The sequence below is a fragment of the Mesorhizobium sp. BR1-1-15 genome, assembly GCF_020165475.1.
GTDB lineage: Bacteria > Pseudomonadota > Alphaproteobacteria > Rhizobiales > Rhizobiaceae > Mesorhizobium.
In genome coordinates this window covers 98571-114917 of the sequence record NZ_JAIUIF010000007.1, presented here as the reverse complement: position 1 = coordinate 114917, position 16347 = coordinate 98571, and the positions used below count along the sequence as shown (strand labels likewise).

General features: G+C 65.0%; 13 protein-coding genes. 12 read left to right on the top strand and 1 reads right to left on the bottom strand.

Translation table 11 applies throughout. From position 1 onward, the window contains the following. Positions 1-177: 177 nt before the first annotated feature. The 12 genes from ehuC to LB541_RS14585 all read left to right on the top strand — a co-directional run bounded on the left by ehuC (position 178) and on the right by LB541_RS14585 (position 15085). The gene (ehuC, locus tag LB541_RS14640; protein WP_140499272.1) at positions 178-837 is read left to right on the top strand and encodes an ectoine/hydroxyectoine ABC transporter permease subunit EhuC; all 660 of its coding nucleotides are present in this window, start codon (positions 178-180) and stop codon (positions 835-837) included. Between the two features lie 16 nt (positions 838-853). Continuing rightward, entirely contained in the window at positions 854-1513 is a 660-nt protein-coding gene (ehuD, locus tag LB541_RS14635) for an ectoine/hydroxyectoine ABC transporter permease subunit EhuD (protein ID WP_140521357.1), read from the top strand. Positions 1514-1518: 5 nt separating this feature from the next. Continuing rightward, positions 1519-2295, top strand: coding sequence for an ectoine utilization protein EutA (eutA, locus tag LB541_RS14630; RefSeq protein ID WP_140521358.1), 777 nt, complete (start codon positions 1519-1521; stop codon positions 2293-2295). Between the two features lie 28 nt (positions 2296-2323). Continuing rightward, positions 2324-3310, top strand: coding sequence for a hydroxyectoine utilization dehydratase EutB (gene eutB, locus LB541_RS14625; protein ID WP_224618776.1), 987 nt, complete (start codon positions 2324-2326; stop codon positions 3308-3310). Then, entirely contained in the window at positions 3310-4302 is a 993-nt protein-coding gene (eutC, locus tag LB541_RS14620) for an ectoine utilization protein EutC (RefSeq protein ID WP_140521360.1), read from the top strand. Before eutB ends, eutC begins: the two co-directional genes overlap by 1 nt. 138 nt (positions 4303-4440) lie before the next feature. Continuing rightward, positions 4441-5619: an ectoine hydrolase DoeA gene (gene doeA / locus LB541_RS14615; RefSeq protein ID WP_140499261.1), complete on the top strand. Its 1179-nt coding sequence runs from the start codon at positions 4441-4443 to the stop codon at positions 5617-5619. Positions 5620-5624: 5 nt separating this feature from the next. Further along, complete coding sequence (doeB, locus tag LB541_RS14610) at positions 5625-6626, top strand: N(2)-acetyl-L-2,4-diaminobutanoate deacetylase DoeB (RefSeq protein WP_140521361.1); 1002 nt, start codon at positions 5625-5627, stop codon at positions 6624-6626. A gap of 263 nt (positions 6627-6889) precedes the next feature. Beyond that, positions 6890-10699: a hydantoinase B/oxoprolinase family protein gene (locus tag LB541_RS14605; RefSeq protein WP_224618774.1), complete on the top strand. Its 3810-nt coding sequence runs from the start codon at positions 6890-6892 to the stop codon at positions 10697-10699. A 71-nt stretch (positions 10700-10770) separates the two neighbouring features. Then, entirely contained in the window at positions 10771-11766 is a 996-nt protein-coding gene (locus tag LB541_RS14600; RefSeq protein WP_224618772.1) for a sugar kinase, read from the top strand. Next, positions 11763-13025: a D-tagatose-bisphosphate aldolase, class II, non-catalytic subunit gene (locus tag LB541_RS14595; RefSeq protein ID WP_140895316.1), complete on the top strand. Its 1263-nt coding sequence runs from the start codon at positions 11763-11765 to the stop codon at positions 13023-13025. The genes LB541_RS14600 and LB541_RS14595 overlap by 4 nt, the downstream gene beginning before the upstream one ends. A 126-nt stretch (positions 13026-13151) precedes the next feature. Continuing rightward, the gene (locus tag LB541_RS14590) at positions 13152-14648 is read left to right on the top strand and encodes an aldehyde dehydrogenase family protein (RefSeq protein WP_224618770.1); all 1497 of its coding nucleotides are present in this window, start codon (positions 13152-13154) and stop codon (positions 14646-14648) included. Between the two features lie 161 nt (positions 14649-14809). Next, positions 14810-15085 (top strand): hypothetical protein, encoded by a 276-nt coding sequence (locus tag LB541_RS14585; protein WP_140517323.1) that lies wholly within the window; start codon positions 14810-14812, stop codon positions 15083-15085. A 25-nt stretch (positions 15086-15110) separates the two neighbouring features. Here LB541_RS14585 and LB541_RS14580 read toward each other — a convergent pair whose 3' ends face one another. Further along, on the bottom strand, positions 15111-16337 hold the full coding sequence (locus tag LB541_RS14580; protein WP_224618768.1) for an NAD(P)/FAD-dependent oxidoreductase: 1227 nt from the start codon (positions 16335-16337) through the stop codon (positions 15111-15113). Between the last annotated feature and the right edge of the window lie 10 nt (positions 16338-16347).

Genomic DNA, 16347 nt, shown 5'->3' with positions numbered 1-16347 from the left:
GAAGGTGGCTGAAGGGCCGGATGAGGGGCAGCGCGCGTTTTTGCGAGCTTGGAGCCGCGCCTCATCCGCCTGCCCGTCCTTCGCGGCAGCGCGCTGCAGCTAAGGAGGGTGAACCGGCAACTTCTCCCCGTGAGAGAGGAGAAGTTGCTAAAACCAAACGTTGGAAGCCTCTGATACATGACCCAATGGTCCGGCTATCTCGGCCTGATATTGCAGGGAGCGCTTGTCACCATCGAGCTGACGCTGATGGGGTCGGTGCTGGCCCTCGTGATGGCCTTCCTGGCCGGCATGGGGCGGCTGTCGCGCTTCTTCGCGTTGCGGGCGCTCGCCACCGCTTATATCGAGTTCTTCCGCGGCACATCGATTTTCGTACAGCTGTTCTGGGCCTATTTCGTGTTGCCCCTGGCGGGCGTCGAACTCACTCCGCTGCAAGCCGGCGTGCTGGCGCTGGGCCTCAATGTCGGCGCCTATGCGGCGGAAGTGGTACGCGGTGCCATCCAGTCGGTCGGCGCCGAGCAGTACGAGGCCTGCACGGCTCTCAATCTCGGCCGCTGGCAGGGCATGCGCCATGTCATCCTGCCGCAGGCGCTTCTTGTGATGCTGCCGACCTTCGGCAACAACGCCATCGAACTGCTCAAGGCGACATCCGTCGTCTCGCTGATTTCGCTCGCCGATCTCACCTTCCAGGCGCAGGTGGTGCGCTCGCAGACCGGCAGCACGCTGATGCCGTTCACCACCATCCTGGTGATCTATTTCGCGCTCGCGCTCGTCATCTCCTGGGGCGTGCGGTCGCTGGAGCGGCGCATGGCGCGCGGCCTCGACGGAGTGCGCGTCTGATGGATTGGGCCCTGTAATGGATTGGGACTGGGATTTCGTCCGGCAGATCCTGCCGACGCTGATCGAGGGGGTGAAGATCACCATCCTGGCGACGGTGCTCGGCTCGGTGCTGGCGGCAATCGTCGGGCTGGGCATCGCACTGGCCCGCCGCTCGCCGAACAAGATGATGTCGCGCACGGTCGGCTGGGCGGCCGAATTCATCCGCGGCACGCCGCTGCTGGTGCAGCTCTACTTCATTTTCTACGTGCTGCCCGATTTCGGCATCCTGCTGCCGCCGCTGGTGGCCGGCGTTATCGGTCTTGGGCTGCACTACGGCACCTATACGGCGGAGGTCTATCGCGCCGGCATCGAGAACGTGCCGCGCGGCCAGTGGGAGGCGGCCAAAGCCTGCAATCTCAGCGCTCGCCAGACCTGGACCCACATCGTCATACCGCAGGCAATCCCGCCGATGATCCCGGCGCTGGCCAATTATTTCATCGCCATGTTCAAGGAGACGCCGCTGCTGTCGGCGATCACCGTGCTGGAGCTGATGAACCAGGCCAAGAGCGTCGCCAACACCTATTACCGCTATGTCGAGCCGATGACGCTGGTCGGCGCCTTCTTCCTGATCATCAGCCTTTTCTCGGTTATGCTGCTGCGCTGGCTGGAACATCGCTACGGCAAGATCGAAAGGTAGTTCCCATGAAGCCGCTTCCCGAAATCAGGCTGATGCCGACAAGGCCCGCACTCGAGGTGCGCCCGTTGGAAAAGCGCGTCGGCCTGATCATCCTGGCCACCGACCACACCAGCGAGCCGGACTTCCGTCGCATGGTGGCGAGTGAGAGGATCGGCATCTATGTCGCCCGCATCCCCTATAAGAATCCGACCACACCTCAGAATCTGCGCAAGATGCAGCCCGAACTGACGGCTGGCGCGGCGCTGATCCTGCCGGACGAACCGCTCGATGCCATCTGCTACTCCTGCACGTCGGCCTCCGTGGTGATCGGCGATGCCGAGATCGAGGCGGCGATCCAGGCGGCCAAGCCTGGCGTGCCCGTGGTCACGCCGCCGATGGCGGGCGTGCGCGGACTGAGGGCTCTGGGCGCGAAGAGGATCAGTATTCTCACCCCCTACACCGTCGAGACGAGCCGGCCGATGGCGGCCTATTTCGCCGAACGCGGCTTCGAGATCGCCAGCTTCACCTGTCTCGGCTTCGAGGATGACCGCGAGATGGCGCGCATTGCGCCGGCAGCCCTCGTCGATCTGGCGTGCGAGGCGACTGACCCGCAGGCCGAGGCGTTGTTCGTGTCCTGCACGGCGCTGCGCTCGGCGCTGGCGGTTGCCGCGATGGAACAGGCTATCGGCCGCCCGGTCGTCACCAGCAACCAGGCGAGCGCGTGGAATTGCCTGCGACTGTGTGGCGATGATGTGCCGCGTCCGGAGTTCGGGCGGCTGACGACCTTGCCGCTTGGACAGTAAGGTCATGTCCTGCATGCACGAGCGACCCATGACGCACGCCGTCGCCCTTTCAGACATCCGCGCCGCGCGCCAACGCATCACCAGCAAGGTCGAGCCGACACCGGTCGTGCCATCCGAGAGCCTGTCGGAGCGGCTCGGCCTTCCCGTTCACCTCAAGCTGGAGCACCGCCAGATCACGGGCAGCTTTAAGCTGCGTGGCGCCTCGAACGCCATTGCTTCGCTCAATGCCGAGCAGCGGGCACGCGGTGTTGTCGCGGCTTCGACCGGCAATCACGGCCGCGCACTCGCCCATGCCGCCAGGCTCGAAGGCATGCGCGCGGTTGTCTGCATGTCGCGGCTGGTGCCTCGGAACAAGGTCGATGCCATCCGCTGCCTCGGCGCGGAAATCCGCATTGTCGGCGACAGCCAGGACGACGCGCAGCAGGAGGTCGAGCGGCTGGTGGCGCAAGAGGGTCTCGTGATGCTGCCACCCTTCGACCATCCCGACATCATCGCCGGGCAGGGCACGCTCGGGCTGGAGATCATGGAGCAGGTTCCTGACGCCGCTCTGGTGTTGGTGCAGCTCTCCGGCGGCGGGTTGGCCTCCGGGATTGCCGCAGCGGTCAAGGGCGTCAGGCCGAGCACAAAGGTCGTCGGCATCTCGATGGCGCGCGGCGCGGCGATGAAAGCCAGCCTCGATGCGGGGCGCCCGGTGCAGGTGGAGGAGCTGCCGACGCTGGCGGATTCGCTCGGCGGCGGCATTGGCCTCGACAACCGGCTGACCTTTTCCATGTGCCGAGACCTGCTCGACGACGTCGTGCTGCTTTCCGAAGACGAGATCGCCGCCGGCATCCGCCATGCCTATGAACAGGAGCGCGAGATCGTCGAGGGCGCCGGCGCGGTCGGTATCGCTGCGCTGCTTGCCGGCAAGGTGAAGCCAAACGGACCGGTGGTCGTTCTGCTTTCCGGTCGTAATATCGATATGAGCCTGCACAGAAAGATCGTTTGCGGCGAAGTAGTTGCGGAGCGCGCCTGATGAACCGGATGACCATCCTTACCGAGAAAGAACTACGCGAGATCGTAGCTCTCGATCTCGACGCCGTCGCTTGCGTCGAAAACGCCTTCCGGGCGCTCGCTACCCTGCCGGTGGCGATGCCGCCGATCCTGCGGCTCGACATCCCCGAGCATCGCGGCGAGGTCGACGTGAAGACCGCCTATGTGCCTGGCATCGATGGCTTCGCCATCAAGATCAGCCCCGGCTTCTTCGACAATCCCAAGCTCGGCCTGCCCAGCGTCAACGGCATGATGGTGCTGCTGTCGGCAAAAACCGGTCTGGTCGAGGCGTTGCTGCTCGACAATGGCTATCTCACCGACGTCCGCACCGCAGCCGCCGGGGCGGTCGCCGCAAAACACCTGTCGCGGCCGGACTCATCCATTGCCGCCATCTTCGGCGCCGGCGTGCAGGCCGGATTGCAGCTTGAGGCGCTGCGCCTGGTGCGGCCGATCGAAGAAGCCCGCATCTGGGCGCGCGACGCGGCCAAGGCGCAAGCCGCGGCCGGCGCCTTGAGCGAAAAACTGGGCATCGTGGTGCGCGCAGAACCGGATGCGGCCAAGGCGGTCGCCGGCGCCGACATCATCGTCACCACCACGCCCTCGACAGAACCATTGATCAAGGCCGGCTTCGTCTCGGCCGGCCAGCACATCACCGCCATGGGCTCGGACGCCGAGCACAAGAACGAGATCGCACCGGCAATCCTGCGCATGGCCGATCTCTATGTCGCCGACAGCGCAAGGCAGACGCGCCGGCTCGGTGAATTGCACCATGCCATCTCCGCCGGCGTGATGGCGGCGGACACGGAGGTGGCCGAACTCGGTCAGATCATCGCCGGCGAACGGCATGGCCGGCGTGCGGCGGACGACATCACCATCGCCGACCTGACCGGCACCGGCGTGCAGGACACCGCGATCGCCACGCTAGCCCGTGACCGGGCCCGGGTCGCGAAAGCCGGAACCATTTTTGAAAGTTGATGCTGGCCGCAAGAGCATGATCCGGAAAAGTGGGAACCGGTTTTCCGAGGAGATCATGCTCAAACAAAAAATTACCTGGAGCCAGGTTCAACGGAAGTTGAAGCGGGTTCCAGGGCCCAACAAACGAGGACCAACAAAATGCAACCGAATTTGAAATTCTCGCGAAGCGAGTATGCGGATCGCCTCGCCAAAACGCGGAAAGCCATGGCGGCGAAAGGCGTCGATCTGCTTATTGTCAGCGACCCCTCCAACATGGCCTGGCTCACCGGCTATGACGGCTGGTCCTTCTACGTGCATCAGGCCGTCATCGTGCCGCCGTCGGGCGAGCCGGTCTGGTATGGCCGCGGTCAGGACGCCAACGGCGCCAAGCGCACCGCCTATCTCGCGCATGACAACATCGTCGGCTATGCCGATCACTATGTGCAGTCGACCGAGCGCCATCCGATGGATTTCCTGTCGAGCGTGCTTGCCGATCGCGGCTGGGGCAAGCTGACCGTCGGCGTCGAGATGGACAATTACTGGTTCTCGGCCGCCGCCTTCGCCTCTTTGCAGAAGCACCTGCCCAATGCCCGTTTCGTCGACGCCACCGCGCTGGTCAACTGGCAGCGCGCTGTGAAGAGCCCGACCGAGATCGACTATATGCGCAAGGCCGCCCGCATCGTCGAGGCGATGCACCAGCGCATCGTCGACAAGATAGAGGTCGGCATGCGCAAATGCGATCTCGTCGCCGAGATCTATGATGCCGGCACGCGTGGCGTCGACGGCATCGGCGGCGACTATCCAGCGATCGTGCCGCTGCTGCCGTCGGGCGCCGACGCCTCGGCGCCGCACCTGACCTGGGATGACAAGCCGATGAAGTCGGGCGAGGGCACGTTTTTCGAAATCGCCGGGTGCTACAACAGGTACCACTGCCCGTTGTCGCGAACAGTGTTCCTCGGCAAGCCGACACAGGAATTCCTCGATGCGGAGAAGGCGACGCTCGAAGGCATGGACGCGGGGCTCGCGGCAGCCAAGCCCGGCAACACGTGCGAAGACATCGCCAACGCCTTCTTCGCGGTGTTGAAGAAATATGGCATCGTCAAGGACAACCGCACCGGCTATCCGATCGGCCTTTCCTATCCGCCGGACTGGGGCGAACGCACGATGAGCCTGCGCCCCGGAGACCGCACCGAGCTGAAGCCCGGCATGACCTTCCATTTCATGACCGGCCTGTGGCTGGAGACGATGGGGCTGGAAATCACCGAATCCATCCTGATCACCGAGACGGGCGTCGAGTGCCTGGCCAATGTGCCGCGCAAGCTGGTGGTGAAGAATTGAAACCGATGTCCGACCTTCGTCCGTCGCCGGTCTCGCCCTCAGTCAATTTCGATCGCGACGGCGCACAGCACGGTTTCCTGCGCCTGCCCTACAGCCGCGACGATTCGGCGTGGGGCTCGGTGATGATCCCGATCTGCGTCCTGCGCAACGGCAAGGGGCCGACGGCCCTTCTGACCGGCGGCAATCATGGCGACGAATATGAAGGGCCGCTGGCGCTCTATGATCTGGCGCGCACGCTCGATCCCGCCCAAGTCAGCGGCACGGTCATCATCGTGCCGGCGATGAACTATCCGGCCTTCCGCGCCGGCACGCGCACCTCGCCGATCGACAAGGGCAACATGAACCGCAGCTTTCCAGGCCGGCCAGACGGTACGGTGACGGAAAAGATCGCCGATTATTTCCAGCGGGAGCTGCTTCCCCGCGCGGATATCGTGTTCGACTTCCATTCCGGCGGCAAGACGCTGGACTTCGTGCCGTTCTGCGCCGCCCATACGCTGCCGAACAAGGCCCTGGAGCAGAGGGCCTTCGCGGCGGTCGAAGCCTTCGCGGCGCCGTTCTCGATGCGCATGATCGAAATCGATGCCGTCGGCATGTACGATACCGCCGCCGAGGACATGGGCAAGGTGTTCGTCACCACCGAGCTCGGCGGTGGAGGCACGTCGAGAGCCGAGACGGTGCGGATCGCCCGGCGCGGCATGCTCAACGTGCTGAGGCATGCCGGCATCGTTGCCGGTGCGGTCGAAAAGACGCCAACCCAATGGCTCGACATGCCGTCCGGCGATTGCTTTGCCTTCGCGGAGGAAGACGGCATGGTCGAGACGATGGTCGATCTCGGCGAGCCTGTCGAGAAGGGCGCGGTGCTGGCGCGCATCCATTCCACCGGCCGAACCGGCATCGCCCCCCAGGAGATCCGGGCAAAAATGTCGGGCATGTTGGCGGCGCGGCATTTCCCCGGCCTGGTCAAGGCCGGGGACTGCGTCTCGGTGGTTGCCGCATTGGTCGACTAACGGAAGGGTCGGCCTGCACGGCGGGCAGGCTTGGACCTATCTCGCATTCTTCCACCCTGGATCCAGATAGCGGCCGGCGAGCCAGCCCGGCCGCGCTCACGGCTCCGGCCGGCGCGTCGCGGCGGCACGTGCCTTGCCATCGCCTCAGACATCCAAAGCCACCGTCATCGAAGAGGCGCCGGCGCGACGACTTGTTCCGGCGCGAACTCGGGTATCAAAGAGTATGACTTTGCTGCCATACTCGCGATAAAGAGGGTGTCGGAATGCAACAAAAATGGGATTTCTGGATCGACCGCGGCGGCACGTTCACCGATGTCATCGGCCGTGATCCCGAGGGCGGCCTGCATCCGCGCAAGCTTCTGTCCGAAAATCCCGAGGCCTATGTCGACGCGGCCATCCAGGGCATTCGCGACCTTCTCGGCCTGCGCCCCGGCGAGCCTATACCCGCCGGGCTGATAGGCGACGTAAAGATGGGCACAACGGTCGCCACCAATGCGCTGCTGGAGCGCAAGGGCGACCGCGTGCTTTTGCTCATCACCAAGGGATTTCGCGATGCGCTGAGGATCGCCTATCAGGCGCGGCCTGACATCTTCGCCAAGGAGATCATCCTCCCCGAACAGCTCTACGAGCGCGTCATCGAGGTCAACGAGCGCGTGCTTGCCGACGGCTGTGTCGAACGGCTGCTCGACATCGCTGCCTGTCGCCCGGCAATCGAACAGGCAAAGGCGGACGGCATCGACGCGGTCGCCATTGTCTTCATGCACGCCTGGAAATATCCCGATCACGAAAAGGCCGTCGCAAAGGTCTGCCGCAAGCTCGGTTTCGGCCAGGTTTCGGTCAGCCACGAGGTGTCGCCGCTGATCAAGCTGGTCGGCCGCGGGGACACCACCGTGGTCGACGCCTATCTGTCTCCGATCCTGTCGAGATATGTGCAAAGGGTAGGCCAGGAACTCGGCGTTCTCTCCCCCCTCGAGGGGGAGATGTCGGCGAAGCCGGCAGAGGGGATCGCCGCAGAAGGCACCACCAAGACGTCGAACCCCGTCGACCCGACCCGACCCGGCAGCTTCGCCGCCACTCTCCCCTCGAGGGGAAGGGAAAATCCCCGCCTGATGTTCATGATGTCTTCTGGCGGGCTGACCGCCGCGGACCTGTTCCAGGGCAAGGATGCGCTGCTGTCTGGCCCGGCCGGCGGGGTCGTCGGCATGGTCGAGACGGCCAGGCTCGCCGGCTTCGAAAAGGTGATCGGTTTCGACATGGGCGGCACCTCCACCGATGTCGCCCATTATGACGGCGAATATGAGCGCGCCTTCGATACCGAGGTCGCAGGCGTGCGCGTGCGCGCGCCGATGATGCGCATCCACACCGTCGCGGCCGGCGGCGGCTCGGTCCTGCACTACGAAGCAGGCCGCTTTCGCACCGGCCCGGACTCCGCCGGCGCCAATCCAGGCCCCGCCGCCTACAGGCGCGGCGGCCCGCTCGCCGTCACCGACGCCAACGTCATGCTCGGCAAGCTGCAGCCGGATTTTTTCCCTGCCATCTTGGGCCCCGGCCAGAACGAGCCGCTCGACGCGGAGATCGTGCGCCAGAAATTCACCGCGCTCGCCGCTAAAATCGGCGACGGCCGCTCGGCCGAAGCGGTGGCCGAAGGGTTCGTCACAATCGCGGTGGAAAACATGGCCAACGCCATCAAGAAGATCTCGGTGCAGCGCGGCTACGACGTCACCGAATATCTTCTGAACTGTTTTGGCGGCGCAGGCGGCCAGCACGCCTGCTTGGTCGCCGACGCACTCGGCATGGAGGCGGTGCTGATCCATCCGTTTTCCGGCTTGCTGTCGGCCTACGGCATCGGCCTGTCTTCGGTCTTTGCCTCACGCCAGCAGGCCTTGCTTGCACCGCTCGCGGAAGAATCCAGGCCGGCGATCGAAGGCCTGATCGCGGCCTTGCAAACCGCCGTCGTCGCGGAACTCGCCGCGCAAGGCATCGCCGAGGACGCGGTGGCCGCCAGACCGGCGCTGCAGATCCGCTATGACAGCACCGACACCGCACTTCCGGTGCATTTCGACCATGGCTCGATGTTGCGGGCGAGGGCCGATTTCGAGGCTGCCCACAAGGCGCAATTCGGTTTCGTCTATGAGGACAAGCCGATGATCGTCGAAGCTGTGAGCGTCGAGGGGACGGAGGCGGGCGGCGAGCAGAATACCGAAGCCTATGCGCAGGCGGGCCAGCCATCAAAAGCCAGGGCCGAGGAGGTCCGACGGATCTATACGGAAGGAAAATGGCACCAAGCCGACGTCTGTCGGCGCGAGGCGTTGCGGCCGTCCGATCGGATCGCCGGCCCTGCACTGATCATCGAGCCCAACCAGACGATCGTCGTCGAGCCGGGCTGGCAGGCCGAGATCACGGCCAGGAATCATGTGCTGATGCGGCGCACCAGCAAGAAACGCCGGCAGGCGGCACTTGGCACCGAGGCCGATCCGGTGATGCTGGAAGTGTTCAACAATTTGTTCATGTCGATAGCCGAGCAGATGGGCGTGACGCTGCAGAACACCGCCTATTCCGTCAACATCAAGGAAAGGCTGGATTTCTCCTGCGCCGTTTTCGACCGGAACGGCGCGCTGGTCGCCAACGCGCCGCATATGCCGGTGCATCTGGGCTCGATGGACCGCTCGGTCGAGACCATCATCCGGCTGAACTCCGGCGACATTCATCCCGGCGACGTCTTTGCGCTCAATGCTCCCTATAATGGCGGCACGCATCTGCCCGATATCACGGTGGTGACGCCGGTTTTCGAGGAAGAGCAGCCGATTTCCCCGACAAGAGGGGAGATTGGCCAATCGCCCAAGATCCTCTTCTGGGTGGCCTCGCGCGGCCACCACGCAGACATCGGCGGCACCGCGCCGGGCTCGATGACGCCACTTGCCACCACGGTCGACGAGGAAGGCGTGCTGTTCGACAATTTCCGGATCGTCGATCGCGGAAAATTCCGCGAGACCGAGCTGCAGACGCTGCTCACCGATCACCGCTATCCGGCCCGCAATCCGCACCAGAATATCGCCGATCTCAAGGCGCAGCTCGCCGCCAACGAAAAAGGCGTGGCGGAGCTGCGCAAGATGGTGGCGCATTTCGGGCTCGACGTCGTCGAAGCCTATATGGGCCATGTGCAGGACAATGCGGCCGAAAGCGTGCGGCGCGTGATCGAGCGGCTGCCGGATACATCGGCCTATGAATATCCCACCGACACCGGCCAGGTGATCAAGGTGAAGATATCGGTCGACCGGCAAAAGCGTGAGGCGACGGTCGACTTCACCGGCACGTCGCCGATGATGAAGAACAATTTCAACGCGCCAGAGCCTGTCGCCCGGGCCGCGGTGCTCTATGCCTTCCGCGTCATGGTCGAGGACATGATCCCGATGAATGCCGGTTGCCTGAGGCCCATCAACATCATCATCCCGGACGGCTCGATGCTGAAACCCGCTTATCCCGCCGCCGTCGTCGCGGGCAACGTCGAGACCTCGCAGCACGTCACCAACGCGCTGTTCGGCGCCATGGGCGCCATGGCCAATGCGCAAGGCACCATGAACAATTTGACCTTCGGCAACAGCAAGTACCAGTATTACGAGACGATCTGTTCCGGTTCGCCCGCCGGCGAGATGAATTCCGGCCGCGGCTTTGCCGGCACGTCGGGCGTTCACACCCATATGACCAATTCGCGCCTTACCGATCCGGAAATACTGGAGCTGCGGTTTCCGGTGATGCTGGAGGATTTCCACATCCGCGAAGGCTCCGGCGGCAAGGGCAGGTGGAATGCCGGCGACGGCACGAAGCGCACCATCCGCTTCCTGGAGAAGATGGAATGCGCCATCCTGTCCTCGCATCGCAACCGGCCGCCGCAAGGGCTGGGCGGCGGTGGCGATGGCGAGGCTGGCTCGACCAAGGTGCGCCGCAAGGACGGCACGGTCGAGGTGCTGAAAGCCTGCGACCAGACGGTGCTTCAGGCCGGCGACGCCGTCATCGTGACAACGCCGACGCCCGGAGCGTTTGGAAGGCCGGAGCCAGAGCCGTCCAACGTTTGATAGAATCGCGGAACCGCTCTATCCGTTTTTCGGATCCGCATTTCCCTTGCCTTTCACACCGGGCCTTCGCCATGCCAAGCAAATCCCGATTGAAGACACTGGCGCCCGATGGACTCGGGCCGACCGTCACCGTCGGCGAGATCCTGGTGGAGATCATGGCCACAAGCCGTGGCAGCGGCTTTCTCGAGCCCATCGCGCTGACCGGACCCTATCCGAGCGGGGCGCCGGCGATCTTCATCGACCAATGCGCCAGGCTTGGCGGGCGGGCCGGTATCATCGCCTGCGTCGGCGACGATGATTTCGGCAGGATCAATGTCGAGCGCCTGCGCCGGGACGGTGCGGATGTCTCGGCCATCGCAGTCAGCCCCGATTATCCGACGGGCACCGCCTTCGTGCGTTACCGCGGGGACGGTTCGCGCGACTTCGTCTACAATATCGGCAAATCCGCCGCGGCGCTGGTCGAGTTGACCCCTGAGGCCAGGGTGCTGCTGGCGCGTTCAGGCCACCTGCACGTCATGGGCACCGCACTCAGCATTCCCGCCATTTGGCAGGTGCTCGACCATGCCATCGATGCCGTCAAGGCGCGTGGCGGAAGCATCTCGCTCGATCCCAATCTTCGCAAGGAACTGCTCGGCCATGGCCAGACGCGCGAGCGCTTCGCACGGCTTCTCGACATTGCGGATCTGATCCTGCCGTCGGGTGAGGAACTCCACACCGCTTCGGGCAACGACAATGAAGCCGACGCGCTCGCCTCGCTGTTTGCCCGCGGCGCCGGCGAGGTCGTCGTCAAGCGGGGCGCGTTGGGCGCGTCCCTGTTCGGCGCCGACGGCAGCCGCGTCGAGTCGCCCGGCTTCCTGGTCGAGGAGATCGATCCGACCGGCGCGGGCGACTGTTTTGGCGGCGCCTACATCGCCTGCCGCAGGCTCGGCATGCCTGCCGTGACCGCCCTCGATTACGCGAATGCGGCAGGCGCGCGCAACGTCACGCGGCAAGGCCCGATGGAAGGAGCCGGCACGCGCGCCGAACTCGATCTGTTCATTGCCAACACGCCAAGGCGACGCCCGTGACCGATCCATTGCTGAAACTTGCAAATTCCCGGCGTCAAGGCGCGGCGGAAGGCATCACCTCCGTCTGCTCGTCCCATCCAGTCGTGATCCGGGCCGCAGTGCGCGACGCCGCGTTGTTCTCCCGGCCGCTGCTGATCGAGGCGACCTGCAACCAGGTCAACCAGTTCGGCGGCTATACCGGCATGCAGCCCGCCGACTTCGTCGCGGCGGTGACCGCTATTGCCGGCTCCGAAGGCCTTGCGCCCGAGCGGGTCATCTTCGGCGGGGATCATCTCGGTCCCAATCCATGGCGAAAGGAAGATGCCGGCGCGGCCATGGCGAAGGCCGAGGACATGGTGTCCGCCTATGTCCGGGCCGGTTTCCGCAAGATCCATCTCGATGCCTCCATGGGATGCGCGGGCGAGCCGGCGGCGCTGGATGACGCTACGATTGCCAGGCGCGCCGCCCGCCTGGCGCGCAAGGCCGAGGACGCCGCCAGCGGGACCGACCGGCCACTCTACGTGATCGGCACCGAGGTTCCGCCGCCGGGCGGAGCGGATCATCTCATCGGCGAAATCAGCCCCACAAGCCTGTCCGCGGTCCAGCACACACTGGCGGTGCATCGGCAGATATTCCACGAGAACGGCCTCGCAGACGCCTTCTCGCGGGTCATCGCCGTGGTGGTGCAGCCGGGCGTGGAGTTCGGCAACGAGAACGTGGTCTTCTACGATCGCGCCAAGGCGCTGCATCTGCGCGAATTGCTCGACCAGGAAGCGGGCCTGGTCTACGAAGCCCATTCCACCGACTATCAGACGCAAGCGGCCCTGCGCGAACTGGTCGAGGACGGCTTTGCCATCCTCAAGGTGGGGCCGCAGCTGACCTTCGTCCTGCGCGAAGCGCTCTACGGGCTGGACCTGATCGCCTCCGATCTGTTGCCCGACTACGGCGCGCGCCCGCTTTATCAGACCATGGAAACGCTGATGACGGCCGATGCCAAGGACTGGCACAGCCACTACCACGGCTCTGCGGCGCAACAGCGCGTGCAGCGGCACTATTCGCTGTCGGACCGCATACGTTACTACTGGAACCATCAGGAGGCGATGGAAGCTGTCCAGCGATTGATGGCCGCTTTGTCCGGCAAGGCCGTGCCGGTGACGCTGTTCCATCAGCATCTGCCCGCGCTCGACCGCTTTGCCGGGCAGCCGCTCGATCCGGAGGCGGTGTTGGTGGCCGCGGTTCAGCAGGCGCTGGAGGGCTACCGCTTCGCCTCCAGCGGTTGAGGCGGACGATATCCGGGAGCGTGCAAACGGGGTCTGCGTCCGATCGTTCCGACGACTTGTCGGCTTCCTGCTTGAGGTGTGCCGGCGCCGGAGTAATAGTCGCGGCGGAATGGCGAGGAGGAGAAGATGACGCTGAACTTCGACCCGAGGGCGAAGGCCGCGACGCTCTACCATGGCGAATTCCGGCCGATGTTCATCGGCGGCAAGTGGGTCGCGGCGCAGTCCGGACAGGAGATGCAGGCGCTGAACCCGGCGACAGGGCAGGTGTTGGCGACGGTACCTCGCGGAGGCGTCGCCGACATCGACGCGGCGGTGGCGGCTGCGCGCACCGCTTTCGAAGGCCCGTGGTCGGGATTTTCTCCTTACGAGCGGCAGTGCGTACTGCTCAGGATTGCCGATCTCTTCGAGAAGAACTGGGAGGAGCTCTGCGTCTCCGACACGCTCGACATGGGCCTGCCGATCACGCGCACGCTCGCCAACCGGCGCCGCGTCATCGGCATGCTGCGCTTCTATGCCGGGATGGCGACCGTGCTGCATGGCGAATCAATCGACAATTCGATCCCGGGCGAGATCGTCACCTTCACAAGGCGCGAACCGGTGGGCGTGGTCGGCGCCATCATTCCCTGGAACGCGCCGACCGCCGCCTCGATCTGGAAGATCGCGCCGGCCCTCGCCACCGGCTGCACCATCGTGCTGAAGCCCTCGGAAGATGCGTCGCTGACGCCGCTCTTGATCGCGCGGCTGATGCAGGAAGCGGGCGTTCCCGACGGGGTCGTCAACATCGTCACCGGAACCGGGGCCGAAGCCGGCGCGCGGCTGGCCGAACATCCCGACGTCAACAAGATCGTCTTCACCGGCTCGACGCTCACCGGCCAGGTCATCGCCCGGGCGGGTGTGGCCAATCTCAAGCGCGTTTCGTTGGAGCTCGGCGGCAAGTCGCCGTTCATCGTGTGCCGCGACGCCGATATCGACAAGGCCGTTCCGATCGCGGCGATGGCCGTCTTCGTGCATTCGGGCCAGGTCTGCATCGCCGGTTCGCGACTGTTCGTGGCACGCGAAATCCATGACGAGTTCGTGCGCCGGCTCGCCGATTTCGCCGGCAGGCTGCGCATCGGCCACGGCATCGAGGCCGAAACCGAAATAGGGCCGCTTATCAATGCCAGGCAGGCCGGCAAGGTGGAGGGCTACATCAAGGCCGGCAGCGAGGAGGGCGCGGAACTGGTTGCCGGCGGATCGCGGCTGACCGGTGATCTCTATGACGGCGGCAACTTCATCGCGCCGACCGTCTTCGGCGCAGTGTCCGACCAAATGACCATCGCGCGCGAAGAGATCTTCGGGCCGGTTATCTCGGCAATGCCCTTCGATACGCTTGACGAAGCCGTCGCCCGCGCCAATGCGACGCCTTATGGGCTGGCCGCCGGCATCTTCACCAGCCATCTCGGCACGGCGCACAAGCTCGCTCGCCGGGTCAAGGCGGGTTCCGTCTGGGTCAACATGTACCACGCCATCGACCCCGCCGTGCCGTTCGGCGGCATGAAAATGTCGGGCTACGGCCGCGAGGGCGGCATCGAACATCTGCACGAGTATCTGGAGACCAAGTCGGTATGGATCCAGACCGACTAAGGCTTTTGTCGGTTGTCAGGCGAGCCGGCCTGCGCCGCCGGTTCCCAGGCTGCCGCTCATGCACGCCGGCTGCAAATCAACCGCCCGTTCTCAGGAACTTTTCTTTATCCGGCGATTTTTGGATATAAGATGAAATCCGGTTGGCCAGGAAGGTATTGTCGATGACGACGAAACGCTTCGCGATCTGCGCTCTCGCCCTTGTGATGGGCTGCGGCATCGTCTCTTCGGCGTCCGCCGGGGCCAGGCACCGCCACCACCAGGGCGAACCCGAACGCTATGTTCCTGCTGACGGCGATATTATCGACATACTGTTCGGCGGCCCGCGCTACTATGACCGGCAGCTTGTCACGACGGCCGCCGGCGCCTGTTCCTACCACCGGGTGGGGCCGGATGCGAATGCGCTGAACAAGATCAACGATCACCATTGCGGAAAATAGCGGGCCGACCGCTCCGCAAGCAGGCTCATGACGCTTCCCATCCGGGAAAGCGGTCCGGCCGCAGCCATGTCTGGGCTGGGCTGCCATTGCCGGAAAACACGGCGTCAACCAGCCAGCGCGCGGTGGCGGGGGCGGCATGCATGCCGATGGAACCCATGCCGCCATGCACGAACAGGCCCTCGATGGCCGTCCTGCCAGCGACCGGCAAGCCATCGGACAGCATCGGGCGGTTGCCGGGATAGACGTTCCTGACCTGCGGCGCGCCGAGGCCCGGCAGCATGCGCAGCGTGCGGCTGGCGATCCGGCTCGCCATGTCGGTGTTGCGGACGAGATCGCGGAAGGCCGGCTGGACGGAGGCGCCAAGCCTGGCATCGCCGCCGCCCATGGGGTTGAGGCAGATGGCTTCCACCGCCGGCTGGTCGTCGCGCTGCGCGGCGACATCGGCAAGGCTGTCGAGCCTCATGCGCCGGCCGAGCTCTTCCTGATCCGGCCAGGTCAATTCCTCGACGATCCAGGGCAGCTCGAAGTCGAGTTTTCCTAACTGGATCAACCAGCCGCGGCCGGCGGTGAAGGGCAGGCCGGGCAGCGGTCCGTCGCCGACGGTGCGGCGCAGAAGGTCCGACATCCACAATCCGTTGGCGATGAAGACGAGATCGGCGGGAACGATGCCCTGGTCGGTCAAGATACCCTGGACCTTGCCGCCCCTGGAGAAGATCTGGGCGACGCGCAGGCCAGTACGGATCGTCGCGCCGGCCTCACGGGCGGCGTGGGCGAAGGCATGTGTCGCGCCCATGGGTTCCAGCGTCCATGCACGGCCGACGGAATAGGCGCCTGCCACGTTGAAGCCGACACGCGGGTGGTCGCGCGCCAGTTCCTTGCCCGTGATCTTTTCCATTGCCACGCCGACTTCCCTGTAGCGGTCGGCCACGGCGGCAGCCGCCTCGAAACTCGCCTCGTCTTCGGAAATCAGCAGATGTGCGATGGCGGCGAATTCGAAGGGAACGGGTCCGTCGGCAAGCTCGGCATAGATCGCGACGCTGGCGTCCAGCAGTTCGACGACCTCTTTCTGCGGGCCGGTGAGCAAGGTGCCGGTGTTTCGTCCTGAGGACTCGGCGGCGATCATGCGCTGCTCGAGGATCGTCGTCTTGAGACCGTGGCGGGCCAGTTCATAGGCGAGCGTGCAGCCGGCGATGCCGCCGCCGATGACCACGGCATCCATTGGTGTCTGGACGCGAGTCGAGTTGAAGGACATGGAGCGCAGC